The following is a 25262-nucleotide window of genomic DNA, read 5'->3' as shown; positions in this document are numbered from 1 at the left end:
CGCCATGAATATCGACTTCCCTTTCCGCTTCGACAACCGCGGCCACAGCGCGGAGACCGGCGACGACGACCATGTGCGCGACATGATCGAGCAGCTGCTGTTCACCAACCCCGGCGAGCGCGTCAACCGGCCGGACTTCGGCACTGGCCTGCTGCAACTGGTATTCGCGCCGAACAGCCAGGAGCTGGCCGCCGCGTTGCAGTTCACCCTGCAGGCAGCGTTGCAGCGCTGGCTTGGCGACGTGATCGATGTCGGCGCGCTGGCGGTAAGCAGCGAGGATGCCACCTTGCGCGTCGACCTCGGTTACACCGTGCGCGCCAGCGGCGACACGCGCAGCGACAGTTTCACGCGGAGCCTGCCATGAACACCGCCAGTCGCAGCGCGGGCCTTGGCGTGATTGGCTGTGCGGCGCTGCCGGCATGCAGTGTGCCGGCGCGGCGTGAAAAACTGCGGCTGTCCGGCACGCTCAACGGCATCGACTACGTCGAGGTCGGCGACGACGGCACCAGCTTGTGCGTGCATCTCTTCGGCGAGATCCCGCAAGGTATCGGCGTGGCGAACGTGCGGATCAATGGCGGCGATCGCATCACCGGCCTGCGCGTGCTCGGCGTCAACCCCGAGCTGGAACCGGACATGCACGACGATGCCTGCCTGCGCGTGGTGCTCGACCGCGAAGGCGACCACACGGCGTATTGCCTGTGCCTGGTGGATGCGGTTTCGGGCAGCGACCCGGCTGGCTGGCTGGCGTATCCGGGCTTCGATCCGCGCTATGCCTGCGTGGCACTGCACTTCCGTCTCGACTGCGCGAAGACGCTCGATTGCGCGGACGCGACGTCGTGCGTGCAGGCGCCGTTGCCAGCGCCGGAGATCGATTATCTGGCGAAGGATTACGCCAGCTTCCGCCAGCTGTTCCTCGACCGCATCGCGCTGGGCATGCCCGCGTGGCAGGAACGGCACGTGCCGGACCTCGGCATCGCGCTGGTCGAGACGCTGGCGTACACCGCCGACTACCTCAGCTACTACCAGGACGCGGTCGCCACCGAGGCCTATCTCGGCACCGCGCGTCGGCGCATCTCGGTGCGCCGGCACGCGCGGCTGGTCGACTACCGCATGCACGAGGGTTGCAACGCGCGCGCGCTGGTGGCGCTGAGCTATACCGGCGACGCCGACCTGCCGCTGGCGCTGGATAACCTGCTGCTGCTGGTGCCGCCGCCGGGGCAGGGCAACGTGAAGCCTGGCCTGATCGACGCGGACCAGCTCGATGTCGTGCGCGGGCAGGGTGCCTTGCTGTTCGAACCGATGTCGCTGGATGGTGCCGACACGCTCAGGGTGATCGCCGCGCACAGCGCGATCCGCTTCCACAGCTGGGGTGACGGGATGTGCTGCCTGCCGCGAGGCAGCACGCGCGCGACGCTGCTCGATGCGCCACCGCCGTCTGCATCGTCGTCTCCGCGGGCGCCGACGGCGGCGAACGACCCTGCTGTCGCCGCACCGCAACGTGCGCTGAAACTGGCGGCCGGCGACCTGCTGATCTTCGAGGAAGTGCTGGGGCCGCAAACCGGCAATCCCGCCGATGCCGATCCGGCGCATCGGCACGCGGTGCGGTTGACGGACGTCCGGACGTCCATCGACCCGCTCGACGGCACCCTGCTTCTGGACATCGCGTGGGATGCGTGCGACGCGCTGCCGTTCGACCTGTGCCTGTCGGTACGCACGCCGTCGCCGGATTGCGCGTGGCTGCACGATGTCAGTCTGGCGCGCGGCAATGTGTTGCTGGTCGATCACGGTGAGCACGTGCGCGGCCAGTGCACGTCGGCCGCGATCTGCGCGCCGGGTGATGACGATGGCGACTATCCCGGACTCGCCGCGGCGCTTGCCGCGCTGCCGGAGGCCTGCGCGCGCTGCGCTGCGCTGGCCGAGGATTGCTGGCTGGTGCCGGGCACCATGCAGTACGGCTGCTGCCATTGTGATGGCGCGGTGCAGGACGTACGGCGCCTACCTTCCGACACCGGCCATGTGGTGCCCGGCATGCCGCTGACCTGGGCCGAACCGCTGCCGGCGAACGCGCCGGTGTGCCGGCTGCTCGCGCGCGATCCGCGGCGCGCCTTGCCAGAACTGACGGTGTACGGCGGCACGCTCGGCGACGTATTGGTTTCCGGCATGCCCGATCCACGCTGGCGATGGCAGTCACGGTACGACCTGCTGGAGAGCGGGCCCGACGATCGCCACTTCGTGGTCGAGATCGACGACGACGGCGCCGCGCACCTGCGCTTCGGCGACGGCGTGCTCGGCGCGCAGCCGCAGGCCGGCGACTTCTTTCGTGCCGCGCCGCGCTTCGGCAACGGCCCGGCCGGCAATGTCGGCCGCGACAGCATCGTGTGGCTGGCACTGAAGTCGGGCGAGTTGTCCGCCGACCTGCAGCCGCGCAATCCGCTGCCGGCCAGCGGCGGCACCGCAGCGGAAAGCCTCGCCGAGGTGAAGTGGTACGCGCCCGGTGCGTTTCGCGCGAACCCGCTGCGCGCGATCGTCGCCGACGACTACGCGATGTTCGCCGCGCGCGCGCCGGAGTTGCAGGGTGCGGCGGCGGCGCTGGAGTGGAGCGGTAGCTGGCATGCCGCCGACGTGGTGGTCGATCCGCTCGGCCGCGAAAGCCTGCCGGCAGGATTGGCGCGGCGGATCAGGGCAGAGCTGGAGCGCTACCGTCGCATCGGCCACGACGTCGAGGTGCGCGGCGCCTGTTACGTGCCGCTGCAGATCGAGCTATTCGTCTGCGTGCTGCCGGGCTTTCTGGTGGCGCACGTCGAGGCCGAGCTGCGCGATCGTTTCAGCGCGAGTCTTCGGCGCGACGGTACGCCTGCGTTCTTCCATCCGGATCGGCTGCGGCTGGGCGCGCCGGTGTTCGCCAGCGCGCTGCTGGCCGAGGCGCAGGCGATCACCGGCGTCGCCCACGTCGAGATCACCACGCTGGCCCGCGCCGATGACGTGCCGGCTGATGGCGTGGCCGCCGACGGTGTGCTGCATCTGGCTGCGCGGGAGATCGCGCAGGTCGACAACGATCCGGATCATCCCGATCACGGAAGCATCGCGTTCACGCTGGGAGGTGGCCGATGAGTTGCTGCAGCGCCTGTGGCAGGCACGCCTGTGCCTGCGGTTGCGGGGCGATCGCCGGCACCCCGCTGCCGCTGTACAACCGGCCGGGACTGGACAGCCTCGCCTGTCGCGTCGGCACGTATGCCGACTTCCGCGCCACCATGCAGAACGACCTCAGTGACGCCGCGCTGCCGGGCTTGGCCGGGCTGCGTACGCGGGAGAGTGACGATCCGGCGATGGCGCTGCTCGATGCATGGGCAGTAGGTGCCGACGTGCTCAGCTTCTATCAGGAGCGCATCGCCAACGAAGGTTACCTGCGCACCGCCATCGAGCGGCGATCGGTGCGGGAGCTGGCGCGGCTGGTCGATTACCGCTTGCGTCCCGGCGTGGCCGCCAGCGTCTACCTTGCCTACACCGTCGAGAAGGACTCGCCGCCGGTGACCATCGGCGCCGGCGCACGCGCGCAATCCATCCCCGCGCCCGGCGAACAGATGCAGACCTTCGAGACCGCCGATCCGCTGGACGCGCGCCACGAGTGGAACGCGCTGCAGCCGCGCCTGGCCCGACCGCAGAACATTTCGCTGGACACGATTGCAGGACTCGGCGAACTGTGGATTGCCAGCATCGTCAGCAACCTCAAGCCGAACGACCGCCTGCTGTTCCTGTTCGGCGACCTTGCCACCGGTGTGCAGGCGATCCGCCTGGTGCAATCGGTCGAAGTGCAGCAGGCCAGCGCGCGCAGCCGGGTCGTGCTGCAGCCGGTCGATCCAGTGACCGTGAAGATTCTCGCCGCGGCGCAAGCGGGAATCGCCGCGTTGACAGGGGCCAGCGGCCACTGGCTGAACGGCTTGGAACAACTGCGTCAGCAATTGCTGCTGGGCAAGGACAATGGCGGCAGCTACATCGAATTCATTCGCAGCTTCGGTGAACTGGAGGGTTTCGGCGGTGGCCCGCCGGCGGCGCAGGATTTCCTGCTCGCGGTGCAGCAGGCTTTTGCCGACGACGGATCGGTCGGTACGCCGCCGGCAAGCAGTTTCAGTGCACTGTTCGGTGCGCTGGCGGCCATGCCGACGCTGCAGCCGGCGAACAGCTTCCATCTGCAACGCAGCCTCACCACCGCACTGGGCAAGGCGAGCGACACGCGTCCGCAGCTGCTGCTGAATTTCGAGACCCACCTGGCCGATACCTTCTACCGCGCATGGACCAGCGTGCCGAGAGGCGAACCTTCGCCCACGCTGAGCGGCGTGTACGCGTTGCGCGTGGCGGCGCCGCTGTTCGGCTACAACGCGCCGCGCATCATGGGGCTTGGCCTGAACACGGACGGCGCCACCAAGGCGGCGGTGCCCTACGTCTCCATGCCCGACGGTGACTGGGGCTCGGTCGAGCAGGATGACCGCGTGCAACTGGACAATGCCTACGATGGCGTGCTCGCCGGCAGCTACCTGCTGATCCAGCGCTCCGGTGCGGTGCCGGTCGTGGCGCAGGCGAAGCGTGTCCAGGTGCACCCCCGCAGCGACTACGGCATCAGCGGCAAGACCACCGACATCGTGCTGGTCGGCCCGGTGGGCAGCGACGGATCGGCCGTGTGGCAAGCGCCGGACATGACGGCCGTGCGCAGCACCCAGGCGTATGCGCAGAGCGAGTTGCTGCCGCTGGCCGAACTGGCGATCACAGACACCGTCGGCAATGTCGCCGCGAACGATACTTCGACACCGATCACCCAGGACAATGCCACCCGGCTTACCCTCGACAGCGCGATTGATGGCCTCAAGGCCGGCCGCTGGGTGATCGTCCAGGGCGAGCGCAGCGACGTGCCGGGTACCGATGCGGTGAGCGCCGCGGAACTGGTGATGCTGAGCGCGGTGGAGCAGGGCGTGAATGCGCAGCTGCCTGGCGACACCGTGCACAGCACCTTGGTGTTTGCCAACCAGGGTCTCGCCTACAGCTACCGGCGCGACAGCGTGACGGTCCATGCCAACGTGGTGCGCGCCACCCACGGCGAAACGCGCCACGAAGTGCTCGGCAGCGGCAATGGCGCGCTGTCGATGCAGGCGTTCGTGCTGAAGCAGTCGCCGTTGACGCATGTCTCCGCCGCCACGGTCGATGGCGTGCAGAGCACACTCGGCGTGCGCGTCAACGACATGGCATGGCGCGAAACGCGCAATCTTGCCTTCGTCGGCGCGGCCGACCGCAGCTTCGTCACTGCCACCGATGACAGCGGCAAGACCTCCGTGGTGTTCGGCGACGGCACACATGGCGCCCGCCTGCCCACGGGCGTCGAAAACATCACCGCGATCTATCGCAACGGCATCGGCACACCGGGCAATGTAAGCGCACAGCAGATCAGCCTGCTGGCGACCCGGCCGCTCGGCGTCAAGGCAGTGATCAATCCACTGCGTGCCTCCGGCGGCGCCGATGCGGAGACGCGTGACCAGGCGCGACGCAACGTTCCGCTGGCGGTGCTGGCGCTGGACCGGCTGGTCTCGGTGCCTGATTACGCCGACTTTGCGCGCACGTTCGGCGGCGTCGGCAAGGCGGCGGCGAGCAAGCTCGGCAATCTGGTGCAGGTGACCATCGCCGGTGCGGAGGACGCACCGATCGATCCTGCCTCCGACCTCTACCGCAACCTGCTGCAGGCGCTGCAGCAGTACGGCGATCCATCGTTGCCGCTGCGTCTCGACGTGCGCGAACTGTTGGCGTTGACCCTCAGCGCGAAGGTTGGCCTGGCACCTGACTACGCGTGGGAAGCGGTCGAGCCGCAGCTGCGCGCGGCGCTGCTCGATGCATTCGGTTTCGAGCGGCGGGCGCTGGCGCAGAGCGTCTACCTCAGCGAGATCGTCGCCTGCATGCAGGCGGTGCGCGGTGTGGCCTGGGTCGACGTGGATGCGCTCGGCAGCATCGACGAGGCGACCCTGCTGGCCGGTTTCGGCGGTGCGGGCGACAACGGCAAAGCTGGTGACGGCGCCTCGTTGATGACGCATGCGGCAGCGCCCGTGGCGCCGGCCACGATGCCACCGCCGCGCGTGCAGGTACTGCCCGCGCGCTACGGCAGCGATGGCAGGTTGCTGCCGGCGCAGCTCGCCTATCTGCCACCGAACATCCCCGACACCTTGCTGCTGCAGGAGGCCACGCCATGACTGCGCGTCCGGATCGGCTGTACGACCTGCTGCCCGCGGTCTATCGCATGCGCGACGCGGAGCAGGGTTATCCGCTGCGCGACCTCCTGCGCGTGCTGGCCACCCAGGCCGACATGCTGGAACAGGACATCGCGCGGCTGTATGACAACTGGTTCATCGAGACCTGCGACGACTGGGTGGTGCCGTACATCGGCGACCTGCTCGGCTATACCTTGCTGCCGGAAGCCGCCACGCTGGACGCGACAGGTGACGCGTGCACGGCCGGTCTCGGTCGCGTGCTCGCGCCGCGCGCCGATGTGGCCAACACGATCGACGCACGCCGGCGCAAGGGCACGCTGTCGCTGCTCGAAGACCTGTCCCGCGACGCTGCCGACTGGCCGGCGCGCGCGGTCGAGTTCTACCGCCGGCTCGGCTGGATGCAGCACCTCGATCATCAACATTCGCACCGCGGCGGCACGGCCGACCTGCGCGATCCGGGTCGGCTGCAGCGTATCGGCTGGGCGAGCGGCGCGTTTGACCCGTTCGCGCACAGCGTCGACCTGCGACGCATGGGCAGTCGGCGTCGGCGTGGTCGCTACAACATCCCGGACGTCGGCGTGTTCGCCTGCCGCCTGCGCAGCTATCCGGTGACCAGCACGTCGGCGTACTGCGTGGAGGAACGCGGCCCGCACTGTTTCAGCTTCAGCGTGCTCGGCAACGACGCGCCGCTGTTCCAGCGCCCGGTCGAGGAAACCGAGCCGACCCATATCGCCGACGAGCGCAATCTGCCGCTGCCATTGCGGCGCTACCGATTCGCAGCGCGCGGGCCGCAGGCCGATTACGCCAGCGTGGCGGCTGGGCTGTATGGCGACGGCAACAGTGTGCAGATCTGGGCGCCGGACTGGCCGGCCAAGGGGCAGGGCGTGCCGGTGCCGTGCGAGACCTTGATCCCGGCCGATCTGTCCGACTGGCATTACCAGGTGCCGCGTGGGCGCGTGGCCGTCGATCCCGAACGGGGCCGGCTGCTGTTTCCCGCCAACCAGCGGCCGAAACGCGGCGTGTGGGTGTCGTACCAGTACGGCTTCGCCGCCGATCTCGGTGGTGGCGAATATGCAAGGGTGACGCCGGAGCTGGAAGGCGCCACGCGCTACATCGTGCACACCGCGTTGCCGGATCGTGATCCGAACACCAGCTGGCCGCCTGGCCACTACGGCAGCATTGCCGCGGCACTGGCCGCATGGGCGCTGGCAAAGTCTGCCGCGCCAGCGCAACAGCCGCTGCATGCGTTGATCATCGAGCTGGCCGAGAGCGGAGTGTATGAAGGCAGCATCGACCTGCTACTGGATGCCGGCGAGGCGATCCAGTTGCGGGCGGCCGAGCGCACGCGGCCGGTACTGCGGTTGCTCGATGTGCGCGCCAGCCAGCCCGATGCGCTCAGCATCAGCGGCGCAGCCGGTAGCCGCGTGCTGCTCGACGGCCTGATGATCGTGGGTCGCGGTGTCGAGGTGCAGGGGCCGGCGGAAGAGAACCCCGCGACAGACGACCTGTGCGAACTGGTGATTCGCCATTGCACCCTGGTGCCGGGCTGGGCGTTGCATTGCGATTGCGATCCCAAGCGTCCGGGCGAGCCGAGCGTCACGCTGGATGGGACGCGTGCGGCGCTGCGTGTCAGTCACAGCATCCTCGGCGCGATCGCGGTGATCAGTCCGGCTCGACGTGGCGAGCCGCCACTGCTGGACATCTGCGACAGCATCGTCGACGCCACCGGCGTCGAGCGGGTGGCACTGGGCGCGCCGGACGAAGCGGTGGCGCATGTCGAGGCGAGCTTCCGCCGCTGCACGGTGATCGGCGAGGTGCAGGCACACGGCGTCGCACTGGCCGAGGATTCGATCTTCGCCGGCCCGCTGCGCGTGCTGCGCCGGCAACAAGGCTGCGTGCGTTTCTGCTACGTGGCGGACGGTTCGCGTACGCCACGGCGTTTCCACTGCCAGCCGGATCTGGCGCTGGCCGCAGTCGCCGCGGGTGACGTCAGCAGGCGCGCGCATGAGCAGCTGCGCGTGGTGCCGCAGTTCCGCAGCCAGCGTTACGCCACGCCGCATTACCTGCGTCTGGCCGATCGCTGCTGCGCGGAGATCCGCAGCGGCGCGTCGGATCGTTCGGCGATGGGCGTGTATCACGATCTGTACGAGCCGCAGCGCGAGGCGAATCTCGCGGCTCGGCTGCAGGAATACGTTCCGGCAGGCACGGACGCCGGCATTCTTTTCGCGAGTTAGGAGCATCGACCATGAAAGGCGACTTCGCACGCGTCAGCTTCGATCCGACCCTGCACTACAGCCAGGTGTTCCAGCAGCAGGGGCGCGTATTGCTGGAAGCCGACTGGAACGAGCAGGCACACATCCAGCTGCACCTGCTGCGCACCCTGGTGCGCGACCTGGTCGGCCCGTGCTGGGCGGCTGGCAGCGGTTTCGGCATCACCAGCACGACGACGAACGCGGACGGCAGCAGCAAGCCGTTGCCGTTGACCGACTGGCAACTGGCGCCGGGGCACTTCTACGTGGACGGCATTTTGTGCGTGAACGAGGCTGCCTGCACCCTGGTCGCGCAGCCACAGGGGCCCACGCCCGACTACGGCGTGGCCGATGGCAGGAGTGGCTTCGAGAATCCTCCGGCTGGCTTCGTGCTGTGGCTGGACGTGTGGGAGCGGCATGTATCCGCGGTGGAAGCGTCGGCGCTGGCTGACGTTGCGCTCGATGGTGTCGACACCACGTCGCGCGCGCAGGTGGTATGGCAGTTGCGCGCGCTCGACCGGGCGCGGGCGGATCAGCGGCTCGACGACATCACCGCTGCGCTGAAGACACGACAGAAGGCCAGCACGGGTGCAGCCGACGTTGCCGCCATCAAGCAGCAGCTGGTCGACGTGGGCAACCTGCGCAGCGGCATCGACGGTCAGGGCAATGCCAACATGTCTCGGTGTACATGGCTGCGCCAGTTGCTCGGCGCCCGCGTGCTGTATGCGTTGCCGCGGATGCGGGCGGAACTGGGGCCGGTGGAGCCGGATGGCGACCCCTGCGTGATCGCTGCCGATGCGCGCTATCGCGGCTGCGAGAACCAGTTGTATCGCGTCGAGATCCATCAGGGCGGACTGGCAGGCACCGCGACGTTCAAATGGTCGCGCGAGAACGGCTCGGTGGTGTTTCCGATCACCCGCAGCGTATCCGGTGCCGCTGCGGACGACGGCAGCACGCAACAGGTGGTGACGCTGGGCCGGCTCGGTCGCGATGCCCGGCTGGGGCTGGCGGTCAACGACTGGGTCGAGCTGGTCGACGATGCCTACACGCTGGGGCAGCGGGCGTTTCCGCTGCTGCAGGTGATCGCCGTCGACGTGGCGAACTGCAGCGTTACCCTCAACGTGCCGAAGAACCTGACGCCGTGGCACCCGGGCAGCGATCCGCGCCAGCATGCGCTGCTGCGACGCTGGGATCAGGTCGATGCGGTGACCACGCAAGGCGTGCTGACGCTGGGCGAGGGCGCGCCGATCGTGCTGGAGGATGGTATCCAGGTCACGTTTGAGCCAGGTGGCGTATACGCCACCGGCGAGTATTGGCTGATTCCCGCCCGCGTGGCCGGCAACGGCCAGATCGACTGGCCGTTGGTGACCTTGGCGGACGGCAGCACGGGTGCTCCCGCCGCGTTGCCGCCGCGGGGACTGCATCATTACGCCGCGCTCGGTGTCACCGACGACAAGGGCGCCTATCAGGAATGCTGCTGCCGCTTCGAGTCGCTGTGCTCGTTGATGCAGGCCGGGGCGAACAAGCACCCGTCGGGCGGCATGAACTTCGTGATGAAACCGCAGGCATCGGTTGCCAAGGCCACACCCATCGCGAAGAACGCCGGCAAAGTTGCCAAGGCAGCGAAAACCACCAGGGCAGCGAAGAAGGCCAGGCCGGGATAACGCCGCCGAAAACCGGCACACGTCCAGCAGCGGCGTCTGGACCGGCGGGTGATGTTGTCCGATGGCATCTTCGCCATCGCGATCATTCTTTCAGCCATCGAGATACGGTCCGAGCTCAAGCCGGCCAATCGCTGTGACAGGCCTGGTCGGGGCCATGGACGGTTCATTTCCTGAGCTTTCCTGGAGTGATCCGTAGCCATGTGGCTCAGCAAGGACCGGATGGAACACGCGCGCAAGCGCGGTCGCTAGCCCGGGGCAGGGCAGCCGGCAGACCTTACAATGGCGGCATGCTCCCCACGACTTCCCCGCCCACCGCCTTGCAGCATGCCGATGACTGGCGCGTTTGCGTGGCCCCGATGATGGACTGGACCGACCGGCACTGCCGCTATTTCCACCGGCTGCTGTCGCCGCGGGCGCGGCTGTATACCGAAATGGTGACCAGTGCGGCGCTGGTGCGTGGACAGCAGTTGCGCCTGCTCGAGCATAGCCAGCAGGAGCATCCGCTGGCGTTGCAACTGGGTGGCAGCGATCCGAGTGAACTGGCGCAGGCGGCGCGGTTCGGCGCCGATGCCGGTTATGACGAGATCAACCTCAACGTGGGCTGCCCGTCCGATCGGGTGCAGTCGGGGCGTTTCGGTGCCTGCCTGATGTACGAGCCGGCGCTGGTTGCCGACTGCGTGAAGGCGATGCGTGACGCGGTGGGCGTGCCGGTGACGGTGAAGTGCCGCATCGGTGTCGACGACCAGGACGACTACGCCGGCCTGCAGCGTTTCACCGAGCTGATGCTCGAAGCGGGCGTCGAGGTGCTGGTGGTGCATGCACGCAAGGCGTGGCTCAAGGGCCTGTCGCCGAAGGAGAACCGCGAGATTCCTCCGCTGGATTACGAGCGGGTTTACCGGCTCAAGCGCGAGTTCCCGCGGCTGGTGGTAGTGATCAACGGCGGTATCACCACCGTAGCCGAGGTGCAGGCGCATCTGGCGCAACTGGATGGCGTGATGCTGGGGCGTGCGGCCTATCACGATCCCTACTTGCTGGCGCAGGTCGAGGCGGCGCTGCATGGCGAGCCGTTGCCGCTGCGCGATGACGTGCTGCGGCACATGCAGCCCTACGTCGAGGCCGAGCTGGCTCGCGGGACGGCGCTGAAGCACATCAGCCGGCACCTGCTTGGCCTGTATCAGGGCGAGCCTGGCGCGCGCGCGTTCCGGCGTACGATCAGTGAAGGCGCCCATCTGCCGGGTGCCGGATGGGGCTTGCTCGAACAGGCGCTGACACAGCTCTCCACGACGGCGTGACAGTGGCCCCTCGTCCGGTCAGTATTCAGGCCTGAGTGCCTAGGCTTGAGCTTTTATCGGGCGTCACGCAGGACAACCGGGCATGCCAACCAACAAAAACTTCATCTGCGCTCTGGTGTTATGGCTGTCGCTGAGCGCCGTGGGCACGGTTTCGGCTCAGTCCGCCGAGCCGGCGCCGGCGGTGACGCTGGACCAGGCCGTGCTGAAAGTGCGTCAGGAAACCGGCGGCACGGTGTTGTCGGCCGAGCCGCGCCGGATCGGGCGCAGGCTGGAGTACCGCATCAAGGTACTCACCCCGGCGGGTCACGTGAAGGTGATGGCGGTTTCCTCGGAGGCGAGCAAGAATCCGGCATCATCCCAGTCAACCAAGAATCCGCCCGCCAGGCGCGCGGGCAGCAAGGAGAAACACTGATGCGCATCCTGTTGGTGGAGGACGAGGCGCCGTTGCGCGAGACGCTGGCGGCACGCCTGAAACGGGACGGATTTGCCGTCGACGCGGCGCAGGACGGCGAGGAGGGCATCTACCTCGGTCGCGAGGTGCCGTTCGATCTGGCGATCATCGACCTGGGCCTGCCCAAGATGTCGGGCATGGAACTGGTCAAGGCATTGCGCGAACACGGGCAGCGCTATCCGATCCTGATCCTGACCGCGCGCGGCAGCTGGCAGGACAAGGTCGAGGGGCTGAAGTACGGCGCCGACGACTACCTGGTCAAACCGTTCCACGTCGAGGAATTGCTGGCGCGCATCAATGCGCTGGTGCGCCGTGCCAGCGGCTGGTCCAAGCCGATCCTGGCCTGCGGCATGATCAAGCTGGACACCACCGCGCAGACGGTGACGGTGGATGGCAAGCTGGTCGATCTGACCAGCTACGAGTACAAAGTGCTGGAATACCTGATGCTGCATGCGGGCGAGCTGGTCTCCAAGGCCGACCTCACCGAGCACATCTACCAGCAGGACTTCGACCGCGACTCCAACGTGCTCGAAGTGTTCATCGGCCGGCTGCGGCGCAAGCTCGATCCGGAAGGCACCCTCAAACCCATCGAGACGGTACGTGGACGCGGATACCGCTTTGCCATCCCGCGCACCGACGGCGACGACGAATGAGCGCAGGTCGCCGCGCCGCCCGCTTTCACTGGCGGCGCGCGCGGCGATCGCCACCAGTTTCGTGCTGGCCGGTTTCCTCGGCCTGGTCGGGCTCACCCTGACGCAGACCAACAAGGCGCGCGCGCTGCGCACGCTGCATGACCGGCTCGAGAATTTCGCGATTGCGTACATCACCAATACCGACGTCAACCGGTACGGCAAGCTGTTGCCGCCCGATACCGCGCCCGATCCCAGCTTTTCGCGACCCGGTTCGGGCTTGTACGCGATGGCCGTGGGCGATAACGGCTTTCACTGGAAATCGTCCTCGGCGATCGGCCGCGACTTCAGCTTTCTGAAGCCCCTGCAGCCGGGCGAGAGCCGATTCGTCGGCCCGGTCGACACGCGCATGGGTCGGCTGTATTACTACAGTTACGGCCTGGCGTGGGATACCGAGCAGAAGAAGCCCGTGCGGTTCACCGTGTTGGTAGCGCAGACCGAGGATCAGCTGGAAGGCGAAAACGCGGTGTTCCGCCACACCCTGGTGATCTGGCTGTCGATCCTCGGCGTGATGCTGATCGTGCTGCAACTGCTGCTGCTGCGCTGGAGCCTGACCCCGCTGCGCAAGGTGGCCAGCGACATGAGCCGGGTCGAGCGCGGCGACAGCGAACAACTGGACAGCCAGTACCCGCTGGAACTTACCGGCCTGACCGAGCGCATCAACGCGTTCATCACCAACGAGCGCGAGCAGCGCACGCGCTACCGGCACACCCTGGCCGACCTGGCGCACAGCCTGAAGACGCCGCTGGCAGTGATCCGCTCCCAGCTGGAGTCGCCGGCTGGCGACGACGCGGAGCAGCGGGGCAGCGTGCTCGACCAGGTGCGGCGGATGAACGAACTGGTTGCCTACCAGCTGTCGCGCGCCGCCACGTCCGGCCGGCAGACCTTTGCCAGCGCAGTGCCGATCGCCAGCCACGCGGAAGATCTGGTGCAGGGTCTGGAAAAGGTCTACGCCGCCAAGAATGTGCTGTGCGAATTCGATATCGAGGAGGGCGCGGTGTTCTACGGCGAGCAGGGCGACTTGCTGGAGCTGATGGGCAACCTGCTGGAGAACGCGTTCAAGTGGGCCGGCCACCGCGTGCTGCTGGTGGTGAAGATGCAGCCCAATTCCGGCCGGCAGCAGCGACCCGGATTGTGGCTGGGCGTGGAAGACGATGGCCCGGGCATCGCCGCGGACAAGATCGAGAAGGTGCTGCAGCGCGGCGTGCGCGGCGACGAGCGGGTGCAGGGCCACGGTATCGGCCTGTCGATCGTGCAGGACATCGTGCATGCCTATCGCGGGGAACTGGTGGTCGACCGTTCTCCGGAACTGGGTGGTGCCCGCTTCAGCGTGAATCTGCCGACGAGCTGAGGTTCCCGGTTCAGCGCGAGCGACAGTAGGCGGGCGACTCGCAGGCATCGGCCGGCGAGCGACCGTAGAACGCTTCGAGCAATTCGGCGATCGCCGGTTCCGCCTGGCGCAGCAAGTCGGGCTGCGAGTAGTGCAGTTCGCTCACCACCGCAAAATATTCGCTGGCACTTTCGGCGGCGTAATGGTCGATCGGGCTGTCGCGGCTGTCCGCCGGCATGCTGGCCAGGCGGTCGTAGGCCTGCTGGAACTGCATGATCCAGCGCCGCCGCGGAATCTCCACCAGCGGCGGCACGCCATCGGGCGGGCCGTCGAGCATGTCCAGTTTGTGTGCCATCTCGTGCACGACCACGTTGTAGCCGTCCCAAGGCTGCTCCAGGTCCAGTTGCACGTCGGCCAGCGACAATACCAGCGGGCCATGCTCCCACGCCTCGCCGATGCGCATCTCGTCGCCTTCGGTGACGACGCCGGTGTGATCGTCGTGATGACTGCGGCGTACCTTGAACTCACCGGGGTAGATCAATACCTCGCGCCAGCCGCGCAAACTGGCGGCACCTTGCTGCAACGCCGGCAGGCAAGCCTGCATGGCGATCAACAATCGCCAGTAGTCGTCCAGCACGACACCGGCCAGCGCATGGAACTGCTTGCGCGCGAGGAACAGGCTGGCCAGCTTGCGCAGGCGTTGTTGTCGCTCCGGATCCAGTCGCCGTGCGAGCGGGCAGGCCATCAGCGCGCGCCGCCACAACGGGTCGGCTACCGGTGGCGGTTCGAAATGCGTTCGCAGTGATTGCCACCAGTGCCCCGGCATGACGCCGAGCGCTTACTGGATGGAGCCAGGCAGCAGCGATTGCCAGCCCAGATGCGGCCGACGTGCAGGCGCCGGAGCGGACGAGGTTCCGCCCGAATGTTCGCCGCCGCCATGGGTCGGCGTGCCTGCGCCGTCGCTGTTGCTGGCCGGAGGGGCGTCGCGGTTCAAACCCAGCACATCGCCGCCGCTGCTGTTGCTTTCATGCGGGCTGGCGCTATCGATCGTGGCGTGCGACGAATCCATGTCCTGAGTCTCCAGATTCGTCGCAGCGGCACTCCCGATCCCGGCGATGCACAGGGTGCAACCGATAATCCAGTATGTGGCGCGCATGGCGATCGACCTCCTGCCCCGCAAGCTAAGACCCGGATCGTCTCAGAAACATTCACCGCATGCCAGTGCTGTTGCCGCGAGGCCGCCGGGCGAGTACGGCGGTCCGCGGGGCGGTCCGGTCGGGCTAAAATCCGGCGATGACCATCGTGCACCGTTCCGTCGTTTCCCGCCGCCATCGCTCGCTTGCCGCTTACGCATCAGGGACTTGCTGATGCAACCGGCACAACTGCTGGCGATGCTCGCTGCGGGCGAACCGCTTTCCGGGGCCGGCCTCGCCGACCAGGCCGGCATGACCCGGGCGGCGATCTGGAAGCAGGTCGAGGCCCTGCGCGCCCGTGGCGTACCGATCGAGGCGCGCGGCGCGGCCGGCTATCGCCTGCCGTGGCCGCTGCAGATGCTGGACGCTGCGCAGATCCGCGCGTCGCTGCCGGCGTCGGCGGCGCGGGCACTGGGCGCACTGGAGGTGCATTGGGAACTCGACTCCACCTCCAGCGAATTGCAACGTCGCGGAGCCGGCGCCAACGACTTCAGCATCGTGCTGGCCGAAACCCAGAGCGCGGGTCGCGGCAGGCGCGGGCGCGAATGGTTGTCGCCGCCGGGACTGAACCTGTATCTGTCCTGCCTCAAGCGCTTCGATCGGGGATTTGCCGCGCTGAGCGGTTTGTCGCTGGCGATCGGCGTGATCGTCATGCGTGCGCTGGAACAGTTGGGCCTCGCCGGCGCCGGCCTGAAATGGCCGAACGACGTGCTGGCCGTCGGCGATGGCCGACCCGGCGGCAAGCTGGGCGGCATCCTGGTCGAATTGAGCGGCGAGTATCAGGGGCCGTGTGCGGCCATCATCGGCATCGGCCTCAACCTGCGACTGACCGAGGCGTTGCGCGAACAGGCCGGGCAGCCGGCGTGCGACCTGGCCACGCTGGCCGGCGGGACGCCGCCGGATCGCAACCGCGTCGCGGCGGCGCTGATCGTGGCGCTGGTCGATGGCCTGCGCCAGTTCGAGCGCGATGGCTTTGCCGGATTCGTCGCCGACTATGCGCGGCACGACCTGCTGCGCGATCAGCCGTTGCAGCTCAGCGGCGGACTGGGCACGTTCGCCGGTATCGGTGCCGGCGTGGATGCGCGAGGGGCACTGGAAGTGCGCATGGCCGACGGCAGCGTGCGCCGGATCGACAGCGCCGACGTCACGGTGCGCCGCGCATGAGGTTGCTGCTCGATCTGGGCAATACACGGCTGAAATGGGCGTTGCAGGCGCAGCCGGAAGGATGGCTGGCGCGTGGCGCAGTGGACTGGCGGGAGGACACGATGGCCGGGCTGCAACTGGCCTGGAGTGGCCTGCCCAGGCCGGACACGGTGATCGCGGCATCCGTCGTCGATGCCGTCCGTGAAGCCCTGGTGGCAGAGGTCGTCGGTAGTCTGTTCGCCCGTGCGCCTGGCTGGTGGCGCACGCCGGCCAGCGCCTGCGGCGTGCGCAACGCTTATGCCGAACCGCAGCGGCTCGGGGTGGACCGTTTCCTGGCCATGGTGGCCGCGTATGCCGATGGTCGCGCGCCGTGCGTACTGGCCGGTGTCGGCACGGCGCTGACGCTCGATGCGCTGGCCAGCGACGGCCGCCACCTGGGAGGGTTGATCGCGCCCGGTCCGCAGTTGATGCGGCAGTCGCTGCTCGACGCGACCGCCAAGGTGCGGCTGGATCGGCCGGGAGAGATCCTCGAACTTGCGGACAACACCGCCGATGCAGTGGTCTCCGGTTGCTTCCAGGCCGCCGCCGCGCTGATCGAGCGTTTCGCCACGCGGATGGCGGCGAGACTCGATGGCGCGCCATCGCTGATTCTCGGCGGCGGTGACGCAGCGACGTTGATGCCGCTGCTGTCGTTACCGGCCCGGCTGAGCCAGGACGGCGTGCTGCGTGGCCTGGCGGTGTGGGCGAATGCGCAATGACGTCGAGCTCATCCGTTTAGAATGACGGCGGTTGCCGGATGGGGGTTCGATGTTCCTGCGTCTTCTGTTTGTACTGTTGAGCGCACTCAATATCGCGGTGGGCGCATGGCTCCTGCTGGGGCAGCCGTATGCCCGTGGTGGCAGCCCCGGCGATCCGGGCGTGGCGGAATTGCGCCTGCTGTCGGAATTGCCGGAGTCGGCGCCGCCATCGCCGCCGGTCGCGATGCCCGAGCCGGCGATCGACACGGCACCGCGCGCGTCGAGCAGTTGTCTCGCGCTGGGCCCGTTCGCCACCCCGCAGGATCTGCGCAATGCGCGCCAGGCATTGGCGCCGCTGGCCACCCGCATGCGTTCGCGCCAGGAACAGTCCAGCCAGACCCGCGGCTGGTGGGTCTACCTGCCGGCTGCCGGCAGCCGCGCGCAGGCATTGCAAGAGGCGCGACAGCTCGACCAGCACCATATCAGCGACTACTTCGTGGTCAGTTCCGGCGATCAACCCAACACCATTTCGCTGGGCCTGTTCAAGGATCCGGCCAATGCGCGCAAACGTCGCGACGACATTGTCGCCGCCGGCTTCCCCGCCCGCATGAGCGAGCGCAGCGAAAACGTGCCCGAATACTGGCTGGACCTGGTCGTCGCCGACGCCAGCCACTTCGACTGGCACAGCCGCATCCACGCCGACGGCATAGGTTCGCACAGCACCGGATGCTTCTGAACGCGCGATCCGGCTGCTAGAATCCCCACCTTCGCCGGCATAGCTCAGTTGGTAGAGCAACTGATTTGTAATCAGTAGGTCCCCAGTTCGAATCCGGGTGCCGGCACCAATAAAAACGCTTATTGCTCAACACGCTCTGCGTGGGAGCATCGTGCCCATGGCAGTATGTGCGTTGGAGTTTGTTGGTCCCATTTTTCCATCGATGCTGAATTGCCTGGCGGCCGCCATGGCGGAAGCAACCGGCGCTGGTGCGCTGAACTTTCTTCGCTTGGACATGACACTCCTTTTTTGACCATGACCGGTTTTCTTGGAAGTGTCCGCGTTAACGGGGTAAAACCCCCGCATCCGTGATCACGAAAACGGACGTTCGAGCGAAGGACTCTGCGGCGTGAACAGTTGGGCGCCGTTTTCGGTTATGTACATGTCGTCTTCCAGGCGCACGCCGAACTCGCCCGGGATGTAGATGCCCGGCTCGTCGCTGAAGGTCATGTTCCTTTCCATCTTGCGCTTGTTGCCGCGCACCAGGTAATACCACTCGTGGCCGTTCATGCCGATGCCATGACCGAGGCGATGACCAAAATACTTGTAGTCCGGGCCATAACCACTGTCGACGATGACCTTGCGTGCGGCGGCGTCTATCGATTCCATGGTTGCCCCGGGATGCGCGGCCTTCAGCGCTGCCGCTTGAGCCTTGTGCACGATGTCGAAGACCTTCTTCATCTTGTCACTCGGCTTGCCCAGGACGAAGGTACGGCTAATGTCGCTATGGTAGCCCTCCACCACGGCGTCGCCGTCGATCAGCAGCGGCGTGCCTTCGACGAGACGCTGCGGCACGACCGAACCATGCGGCAACGCCGTGTATTTGCCGACGTTGATGCTCGCTCCACCGGATACGCCCAGACGTTCATAGGCGGCGGCTAGCCAATCGCGCACGGTGTCCTGCGTGATGCCCGGTTCCAGGCCCAGATAGATGGCGTGATAGGCCGCCAGCGTCGCATCGTTGGCAACCTGCATCAGCGCCAGTTCGGCGGGGCTCTTGATTGAGCGACAGCCGCCGGTGATCGGTATCGCTGAGACCAGTCGCGCATGCGGCAGCGCCTCGGCAATGCGCGAAGTGCGGAAATACGGCACCTGCTCTTCAATTCCGAGCGTCCCGGTTGAAGCATGCAGGTCGGACATCACCTGCGCCACCCGTTGGTACGGATCTTCATGCTCTTGCCAGACTCGGACGTCATGGCCGAATACGATTTGCTCCTGTGCCCTGCTCTGTTCGAATGCGGGCGTGATGTAGATGGGGTCCCCCACCTTGGGCAAGACAAATCCCATCAGGCGTTCGCTGGTGAACCAACGGATGCCGGTGAAATATTCCATCGAGCTGCCGCCATCCATATACATGGCGTCGATCTTGTTTTCCGCCATGAGCTGCTGCGCTTTCGCGAGCCGCGCCTTGCGCTCGCTATTCGTGATGGGCACGATCCTGGAAGTCACAGACTGCAGCGCCAGGATCGAGGGCGGCAGCTTGACCACTTCGGCTGCATGCAAGCCTGACAGGCTGTTGCCGCCGAGCATGGCCGCTGGCAGTGCAGCCATGCCGAGCGCGGATGTCTTCAGAAAGTTACGGCGACTTGAGTGCATCGAGTCGTTTGTTTCCATGAGTGTTTCCTCGTAGCAGGGGCCAGGTGAGGCTGCGATAGAGCACTGGATCCGGAGAGAAACCTATTCAGAGCATCTTGTAAAAACTTGCGAAAGTCCATTTCAACAGTCAGGCGATTGTTGAACGAGGCTCGTTGTTCTTGAAATACGCCTTCGATGAAGCCCGTAACGGGGCTTTTGGCGCTCTCTCGGAGTGAATCCCCGATCATGGACGCACCTCTCCCGTCAGCATCGGCGTTCGTCTTGCCATCCGCAGGCTCGACAAGGCGAACAAGGTCAGTGTCTGCGCGAAAGTTGAGGATGGTCGTTTCGTCGGGCATGCCGCCGCGCGTCAGTCTTGAGCGGTCTTGAACCCTGCTTCACGGCCTCGCAGTAGCCGGGGCGCCTGCCGAAGCAGAGCTGTGCGGCCATCGCCCTCGCCAACCACGTTGTCGTCATGACCAACAGAGGCTGGCGCATCGGCTCCCATGAAGCGGCCTCGTTCAGCGAGCGCTGCTGGTCCGGCATGATTCGGCACACCGCGCGCGGTTGTCGCTGATCTCGCCATTCGCCGGTACCGTTCGGTATCTGTATTGCATGGCGACAGAACCACCGCACCGGAACTGGCTATGCTTATCGAAGCACTCACCCGGATGCCAGTATGCAGGCTGCCGCCCCCGCTTCACACGACGCCCGCCTTGCCGAGGCGCGAAGCCTGTTCCAGAGCAACAAGCCGGAGCAGGCCGAGACACTGCTGAGCACGCTACAGGCTCAGGAGCCGGCCCGTGTGGAGGTGGGCATGCTGCTCGCAGAGGTGCAGCGAAGCCAAGGACGCTTCAGTGCGGCGGCCGAGACGTTGTTGACCTTATGTCGCGCCAGCGAATTTGAGGCGAGCACGAGTTTGCGCAGCGCGGAATTCGTCCGAGAGTGTGATCGGCACGCCGTGGCGGAGAAGATTTGCGAAGGAGCGCTGGCCCGCGGCGCGGTTTCACCCGAATTGCTGATGCTGGCGGGCAACGTCGCGCGGGAGGCGGGCCATTTTGCATTGTCGCGCGCGCGTTACCTGGCGGCGCTGCACGCGGGTATCGATTCGGATCGGCACCATGTGCTGGCGGCGTTGGCCAATACACGTCGCTATGTCGATGTGGCTGATGCCGAGATCTCATGGTTCGCACGAAACTTCGCGGATGCGCGTTTCAATCCGCGGTCACGCGCATCCGCGGGCTTCGCCTTGGCCAAGGCTCAAAACGATCTAGCCGACTACCGCGCGGCGGCAGCGACCCTGCGGGCGGCCAACGCGATGATCCATGCGGCGTGGCCTTGGGATGGCGTGGCCTGGCAGCGATTCGTTGCCGCGCGACTGGGCGAGCAGGTGGCGCCTGCAAACGCAGCGTTCCACCGCGACTTCGCACCCGTCTTCATCGTCGGCTTGCCGCGGACTGGCACGACGCTGATCGCGACGCTGCTGGCGGGCGGGGCCGGTGTCCGTGATCGTGGCGAGATGCGCACATTGCGTTTCATTGCGGATCAGCTGGTTGCCGGCGGGCACCTGGCCAGCAGTGTCGCACTCGGGGAAGCTGCCAACCTGTATCGCACGCTGGCGATTCAGGATGATGCGCCAGCAACGTGGTACCTCGACCAGGACCCATTGAACTTCCGTTACCTGCACATCGTCGCCGCGATGTTTCCGCAGGCCCGCGTGATCCACCTGCGCCGCGACCGCGCCGATACCGCGTTGTCGCTGTGGAGCCAGGACTTCGCACACCCCGATCTTGGCTTCGCCTATGACTTCGACGATATGCAGAGATACATGGATGGACACGATGCGTTGTTGCGACACTGGAAGCAGACCGTGCAGTTGCCAATCTTCGAGCTCGATTACGAGACGCTGGTAACCGACCCTGACGTCACCTTGGCCAAGTTGCGCGACTTTATCGGGATGGGGACAGCGGTAACTGCGTCTGCAAATGACCCGACGCCGGTCCGGTCTGCCAGCGTCTGGCAGGCGCGTCAGCCCCTATACAGGACATCGGTCGGGCGCTGGTGGTCCTATGCACCGTTCGTTTCCGAGCTCGCGCGCTTTGCTGCACCCGCCTGATCCGCCCGAAAGATGAGCCTCATCAACAAACAGAAGGCTGTTTGTGGAAATGTGCGGGTTATTTTCGCGGGTTGATCGTAGCGCAGGCCATGCACGGCAAGGCCTGCCGCAGCTCCCGTTGTGCTGCTCAATGCGTCGTACAAGTTGCGACGCATGTTGCACGAAGATGGTCCGTGCAAGTGGGCAATCGGTTTGAACACCAACATTTTTTGAATCCAGAGGATGCAACGGATTCAACAATCGTTTGGACGTCCAGTCGACAGCGACTTGTTCAGACGTTCCCAAGGTGGCCATACCAGGTGGGCCGTGTCAGCGACCCCTTCCAAGCCACTTCGAGCAGCTCACATGACTGATGCATCGGCTTTGCCGGGGGATGCTTACTCAGGTCCGGCGAATGCGCGGGGGTATACCTACGGCATATTGTGCGAAAGATTTTGGTGGGCTATACGGTGAAACCCGAATCGTGCTGCGAGATTTCTGATGGTGATTTTGTGCTGCGGACGCATGCCACTTGCCGCTGCTCTTTCGTTTGCCGCGCTCGCCGCGCCAGCCCAGCAGACGAGCGCCGGAGCCTCCGGCGTAGCACCTCAAGAGGCCACCAACCTGGCGCCGGTCGATGTTCGCGGGGAAAGCTGGCGCGAGACCTTGAAGGCCAAGCTCGAACACCTTCTGCCGGAAGTCGATGGCAACAAGATCACCGTGACCAAGAAGACCACGGTGACGCACCTGGATCAGCAGCCCACGGTGATCGACAACAACCTTGATCAGTTGCTGGCCCGTTCGCCCGGCGTGCAGGTGTCGCAGCAGCCCACCCCGACCCAGTTCAACCTCAGCTATCGCGGCCTGGGCAATCCGCAGGAATCAGAGTACGTGCTGGTGCTGCAGGACGGCATTCCGCTGGCGAGCGACTGGATCGGCTTTCCAACCCTGTACGCCATGCCGTTGAGCCAGAGCCTGGCCGATGTGCAACTGATTCGCGGCGGTTCCAGTCTGCTGTACGGACCGGAACCGGCGCCGGTGATCAACCTGGTCTCGCGCCGCCCCGCCGCGAACGCACCTTTCGCGCTCAGCTCCGAGCAGGTGGTCGGCAACCACGGCCTTTATTCGACCTACAACGCGGTCGAAGGCAGCAGCGGACGCTGGTCGTATCGCGCCGATGCCGCCTACGTGGGTAGTGACGGCACGCGCCCCAACGCCGGCTCGCAGATGCGCCAGGCCGACCTTTACATCGGCTACCGGCCGGACGACAAGCAGCTGTGGTGGATCGACCTGCACGTGATCGATGCCGCTTCCGGCGACGCCGGTCGGCTCGGTTATCCGCAGTGGCAGGCCAACCCGCGGGCGACGCCGACGCAGTACAACCGCGACTGGGTCAGCCGCGACCAGCTGGTGCTCGGCCACAGCGCCGAGTTCGGTGACGGCTGGCTGTTCGAGGGCAAGCTGTGGTTCGCTTACCAGGATCTGGCCGCGCGCTCCGCCGGTGGCGCGCTGGCGCCGCAACCCGCACCGAGCAGCACCACCTTGCAGGACGAGCAGTTCCGCACCGGCGGTGCCGACTTACGCCTGCGCAAGAAGTGGGGCAGGGGCAATGCCTTCAGTATCGGCACCACGCTGTTTCACGGTGACGATCCGTTCCGGCAGTGGAGCAACAGCGACCTCTACGTCGACCGCCACGACCGCAGCGGTACGCCGCGACTGCGGCAGGCGCGCAGTTCGGATTATGCGGCGATCTTCGCCGAGAACGTGTTCCGTCTGCCGCACCGATTTCACATCGTGCCCTCGGTGCGGCTGGAGCATGAGCGTGTCGCCGTCAACGAAACCGTCCGGCCACCGTTCCTCAGCCGACCGCTGATCAAGGAGGCCGATGCGCGCACGGTGCCGCTGTTCGGGTTCGGCATCGGCAACGACTTCGGCCACGGCAACGAGACCTACCTCAACGTGTCGCAGGGCTGGCGCCCGCTGCGCTATTTCGACATGGCCTCGCCGTTCGCCAATATCGTGCCGGGCAATGCGCCCGACCCGTCGAAGTCGCTGTCGTGGGAGCTGGGCGCGCACGGCGTGCCGGTCGTTGGGCTGTATTACGACGTCAGCGTGTTCTGGATCGATTTCAGGAATCGCATCGAGGCACAGCACATCAACGCCATCGACGTGATCGAGGTGAACAGCGGCGACACCCGCAGTCGCGGCTTCGAAGGCCAGCTCAACTACGACTTCCTGGCGCGTACCGCGCTGGCCGACCAGGGCGAGCACCTGGAAGCCTTCGTCAACGCCAGCCTGCTCGATGCCCGCTTCACCTCCAGCGTGATTCCGGGCCAGGTCGGCAAGATCCCCGCCTACGCGCCGCGCTACCTGCTCAAGGCGGGGGTCACCTGGCGCGTCGAGCAGCGCCTCAAGCTCAGCCTCACCGCGGTATCGTCCGCCGCGCAGTACTGGCAGGATTCCAACCAGCCACGCGGCAGCGGCGACAGCTACCTGCCTGCGCGCATCCCCGCCTATACCGTGCTGGACCTGGCCGGCGACTGGCAGCTCAATCGCCGCGTCACGCTGCTCGCCGGCATCAGCAACCTCGCCGACCGTCAGTACTACGACCGCGTCTGGCAGACCGGGCTGGAACCAGCGCTGGGGCGCTCCTGGTATGCGGGCGTGCGGCTCAGCCTCTAAGGAACGTCTGAACAAGTCGCTATCGATTGGCCGTCCAAACGGTTGTTGAACGAGCGCTCGTTGTTTTCTTGCAATACGCCTTCGACAAGCCCGTAACGGCGCTCTTGGCGCTCTCTCGGGGTGAATCCCCCGATCATGAACGGACCTCTTCCCGTCAGCATCGGCGTTCGTCGTGCCATCTACAGGTTCGACAAGGCGAACAGGGTCAGTATCTGCATCCTCGCACGCGGACCGAGCCATCAAGGGGTGGCCTTGAGCCCGTGATTCCGTGCCGAGCACGACGTGCACCTGGACGGCTGGCGGTCAGCGACAAGACGGGCACATGCTCTTCAGCAGCGCCGGAAAAGGGCAAGTGCGCGTCTTTGATCCAGGTGGCGAAATGGCGCGCCAATCGGCTATTGCAGTGGTGATACTGAGCTGCCCCCGATGTCAGGAGGTAGTGCGTTTGAGACAGCGATAATCACGAGGTGTCATGCCGACCGTGGCCTTGAATTGCCGCGAGAAGGCGCTCTGATCGACGAAGCCGCAGGCCATACCCACCGCTGCCACGCTGTCGTCCCCTCGCAGCAGGTGCATTGCGTGGTCGATGCGCAACTTGGTCAGCACCTGTTGCGGCGTGAGCTGGAACACGCGGCGGAAGTGCCGCTCCAACTGTGCCACCGAAAGGTTCGCCATGTCGGCCAGCGTGGCCACCCGCATCGCTTCGCAGTAATGCTTCTGCATGTGGTCCAGCACGAGGCGCAACCTCTCGTAGGTCGGATGCCTGGCATCGGGAAGGCCCAGGTCGCGCGAGACGCCAATCACGCCGACGGCCTCACCGCGCACCATCAGTGGCCGCTTGAAGGTCAGGCACCAGCCTTGCGCACGGTTGTCGAAGATGTGCACTTCGAGCTGATTTTCGATCACCTCGCCGCCGAGCACGCGCCGGTCCTGCGAGGCATAGCTACCACCCATCAGCGCAGGAAACAGTTCCTCCGCGCGCTTGCCCAGTACCTCCTCGCGCTGCTTGAGCCCCAACCGGCGCACCAGCGTCAGGTTGGCGTGGGTGTAACGCCTGGCGGCATCCTTCACGAAGAAGACAACGTCCGGCAGCCCGTCGAACAGGGGTGTCAGCTCATCTGCAGGTATTGTGGTCGACATGG

At 66.3% G+C, this 25262-nt stretch carries 18 protein-coding genes and 1 tRNA gene; 15 read left to right on the top strand and 4 right to left on the bottom strand.

The window, feature by feature from the left end:
• Positions 1-4 precede the first annotated feature (4 nt).
• The 9 genes from CIW53_RS15400 (at position 5) to CIW53_RS15355 (ending at position 13941) form a co-directional block, all read left to right on the top strand.
• The gene (locus CIW53_RS15400) at positions 5-364 is read left to right on the top strand and encodes a GPW/gp25 family protein (protein ID WP_149365593.1); all 360 of its coding nucleotides are present in this window, start codon (positions 5-7) and stop codon (positions 362-364) included.
• Positions 361-3111, top strand: a complete 2751-nt coding sequence (locus CIW53_RS15395) for a putative baseplate assembly protein (RefSeq protein ID WP_149365592.1) — start codon at positions 361-363, stop codon at positions 3109-3111. Before CIW53_RS15400 ends, CIW53_RS15395 begins: the two co-directional genes overlap by 4 nt.
• The gene (locus tag CIW53_RS15390) at positions 3108-6227 is read left to right on the top strand and encodes a putative baseplate assembly protein (protein ID WP_149365591.1); all 3120 of its coding nucleotides are present in this window, start codon (positions 3108-3110) and stop codon (positions 6225-6227) included. The genes CIW53_RS15395 and CIW53_RS15390 overlap by 4 nt, the downstream gene beginning before the upstream one ends.
• A complete protein-coding gene (locus tag CIW53_RS15385) occupies positions 6224-8479 on the top strand; it encodes a hypothetical protein (RefSeq protein WP_149365590.1) in 2256 nt (751 codons plus the stop codon). The genes CIW53_RS15390 and CIW53_RS15385 overlap by 4 nt, the downstream gene beginning before the upstream one ends.
• An 11-nt stretch (positions 8480-8490) precedes the next feature.
• Complete coding sequence (locus CIW53_RS15380; RefSeq protein WP_149365589.1) at positions 8491-10158, top strand: DUF6519 domain-containing protein; 1668 nt, start codon at positions 8491-8493, stop codon at positions 10156-10158.
• A gap of 287 nt (positions 10159-10445) precedes the next feature.
• Complete coding sequence (dusA, locus tag CIW53_RS15370; RefSeq protein ID WP_149365588.1) at positions 10446-11450, top strand: tRNA dihydrouridine(20/20a) synthase DusA; 1005 nt, start codon at positions 10446-10448, stop codon at positions 11448-11450.
• Between the two features lie 82 nt (positions 11451-11532).
• Positions 11533-11862: a hypothetical protein gene (locus tag CIW53_RS15365; RefSeq protein ID WP_149365587.1), complete on the top strand. Its 330-nt coding sequence runs from the start codon at positions 11533-11535 to the stop codon at positions 11860-11862.
• A complete protein-coding gene (locus tag CIW53_RS15360; RefSeq protein ID WP_149365586.1) occupies positions 11862-12554 on the top strand; it encodes a response regulator transcription factor in 693 nt (230 codons plus the stop codon). Before CIW53_RS15365 ends, CIW53_RS15360 begins: the two co-directional genes overlap by 1 nt.
• Complete coding sequence (locus tag CIW53_RS15355) at positions 12520-13941, top strand: ATP-binding protein (RefSeq protein WP_149365585.1); 1422 nt, start codon at positions 12520-12522, stop codon at positions 13939-13941. Before CIW53_RS15360 ends, CIW53_RS15355 begins: the two co-directional genes overlap by 35 nt.
• 10 nt (positions 13942-13951) lie before the next feature.
• Here CIW53_RS15355 and CIW53_RS15350 read toward each other — a convergent pair whose 3' ends face one another.
• Positions 13952-14746, bottom strand: a complete 795-nt coding sequence (locus CIW53_RS15350) for a M90 family metallopeptidase (RefSeq protein ID WP_149365584.1) — start codon at positions 14744-14746, stop codon at positions 13952-13954.
• A 12-nt stretch (positions 14747-14758) separates the two neighbouring features.
• Positions 14759-14989, bottom strand: coding sequence for a hypothetical protein (locus tag CIW53_RS15345; protein WP_242451931.1), 231 nt, complete (start codon positions 14987-14989; stop codon positions 14759-14761).
• 298 nt (positions 14990-15287) lie between these two features.
• Here CIW53_RS15345 and CIW53_RS15340 point away from each other — a divergent pair, with 298 nt between their 5' ends.
• The 4 genes from CIW53_RS15340 (at position 15288) to CIW53_RS15325 (ending at position 17838) form a co-directional block, all read left to right on the top strand.
• Entirely contained in the window at positions 15288-16277 is a 990-nt protein-coding gene (locus CIW53_RS15340) for a biotin--[acetyl-CoA-carboxylase] ligase (protein WP_149365582.1), read from the top strand.
• Positions 16274-17014: a type III pantothenate kinase gene (locus CIW53_RS15335; RefSeq protein ID WP_149365581.1), complete on the top strand. Its 741-nt coding sequence runs from the start codon at positions 16274-16276 to the stop codon at positions 17012-17014. Before CIW53_RS15340 ends, CIW53_RS15335 begins: the two co-directional genes overlap by 4 nt.
• A gap of 49 nt (positions 17015-17063) precedes the next feature.
• The gene (locus CIW53_RS15330) at positions 17064-17729 is read left to right on the top strand and encodes an SPOR domain-containing protein (protein ID WP_149365580.1); all 666 of its coding nucleotides are present in this window, start codon (positions 17064-17066) and stop codon (positions 17727-17729) included.
• Between the two features lie 33 nt (positions 17730-17762).
• A tRNA-Thr gene (locus CIW53_RS15325) sits at positions 17763-17838 on the top strand.
• A 242-nt stretch (positions 17839-18080) separates the two neighbouring features.
• On the opposite strand, the gene CIW53_RS15320 is transcribed toward CIW53_RS15325, so the two are convergent.
• Positions 18081-19382, bottom strand: coding sequence for a Xaa-Pro peptidase family protein (locus CIW53_RS15320; RefSeq protein ID WP_197736675.1), 1302 nt, complete (start codon positions 19380-19382; stop codon positions 18081-18083).
• A 640-nt stretch (positions 19383-20022) separates the two neighbouring features.
• On the opposite strand from CIW53_RS15320, the gene CIW53_RS15315 reads away from it, so the two are divergent.
• Positions 20023-21459, top strand: a complete 1437-nt coding sequence (locus tag CIW53_RS15315; protein ID WP_149365579.1) for a sulfotransferase — start codon at positions 20023-20025, stop codon at positions 21457-21459.
• Positions 21460-21963: 504 nt separating this feature from the next.
• Positions 21964-24120: a TonB-dependent receptor gene (locus CIW53_RS15310; protein WP_172969694.1), complete on the top strand. Its 2157-nt coding sequence runs from the start codon at positions 21964-21966 to the stop codon at positions 24118-24120.
• 429 nt (positions 24121-24549) lie between these two features.
• Here CIW53_RS15310 and CIW53_RS15305 read toward each other — a convergent pair whose 3' ends face one another.
• Positions 24550-25260: an AraC family transcriptional regulator gene (locus tag CIW53_RS15305; RefSeq protein ID WP_149365577.1), complete on the bottom strand. Its 711-nt coding sequence runs from the start codon at positions 25258-25260 to the stop codon at positions 24550-24552.
• Between the last annotated feature and the right edge of the window lie 2 nt (positions 25261-25262).

The sequence above is a fragment of the Rhodanobacter sp. T12-5 genome (assembly GCF_008329435.1).
Taxonomy (GTDB): Bacteria; Pseudomonadota; Gammaproteobacteria; order Xanthomonadales; family Rhodanobacteraceae; genus Rhodanobacter.
This window is presented reverse-complemented; position numbering and strand designations above follow the sequence as displayed.

Bases quoted from the DNA above. Each gene is read 5' to 3' on its own strand.
- CIW53_RS15315 (WP_149365579.1), top strand. From the start codon at position 20,023: ATGCAGGCTGCCGCCCCCGCTTCACACGACGCCCGCCTTGCCGAGGCG.
- CIW53_RS15335 (WP_149365581.1), top strand. From the start codon at position 16,274: ATGAGGTTGCTGCTCGATCTGGGCAATACACGGCTGAAATGGGCGTTG.
- CIW53_RS15305 (WP_149365577.1), bottom strand. From the start codon at position 25,260: ATGTCGACCACAATACCTGCAGATGAGCTGACACCCCTGTTCGACGGG.
- CIW53_RS15320 (WP_197736675.1), bottom strand. From the start codon at position 19,382: ATGGAAACAAACGACTCGATGCACTCAAGTCGCCGTAACTTTCTGAAG.
- CIW53_RS15360 (WP_149365586.1), top strand. From the start codon at position 11,862: ATGCGCATCCTGTTGGTGGAGGACGAGGCGCCGTTGCGCGAGACGCTG.
- CIW53_RS15365 (WP_149365587.1), top strand. From the start codon at position 11,533: ATGCCAACCAACAAAAACTTCATCTGCGCTCTGGTGTTATGGCTGTCG.
- dusA (WP_149365588.1), top strand. From the start codon at position 10,446: ATGCTCCCCACGACTTCCCCGCCCACCGCCTTGCAGCATGCCGATGAC.
- CIW53_RS15340 (WP_149365582.1), top strand. From the start codon at position 15,288: ATGCAACCGGCACAACTGCTGGCGATGCTCGCTGCGGGCGAACCGCTT.
- CIW53_RS15380 (WP_149365589.1), top strand. From the start codon at position 8,491: ATGAAAGGCGACTTCGCACGCGTCAGCTTCGATCCGACCCTGCACTAC.
- CIW53_RS15400 (WP_149365593.1), top strand. From the start codon at position 5: ATGAATATCGACTTCCCTTTCCGCTTCGACAACCGCGGCCACAGCGCG.
- CIW53_RS15350 (WP_149365584.1), bottom strand. From the start codon at position 14,746: ATGCCGGGGCACTGGTGGCAATCACTGCGAACGCATTTCGAACCGCCA.
- CIW53_RS15345 (WP_242451931.1), bottom strand. From the start codon at position 14,989: ATGGATTCGTCGCACGCCACGATCGATAGCGCCAGCCCGCATGAAAGC.
- CIW53_RS15385 (WP_149365590.1), top strand. From the start codon at position 6,224: ATGACTGCGCGTCCGGATCGGCTGTACGACCTGCTGCCCGCGGTCTAT.
- CIW53_RS15310 (WP_172969694.1), top strand. From the start codon at position 21,964: ATGCCACTTGCCGCTGCTCTTTCGTTTGCCGCGCTCGCCGCGCCAGCC.
- CIW53_RS15330 (WP_149365580.1), top strand. From the start codon at position 17,064: ATGTTCCTGCGTCTTCTGTTTGTACTGTTGAGCGCACTCAATATCGCG.
- CIW53_RS15395 (WP_149365592.1), top strand. From the start codon at position 361: ATGAACACCGCCAGTCGCAGCGCGGGCCTTGGCGTGATTGGCTGTGCG.
- CIW53_RS15390 (WP_149365591.1), top strand. From the start codon at position 3,108: ATGAGTTGCTGCAGCGCCTGTGGCAGGCACGCCTGTGCCTGCGGTTGC.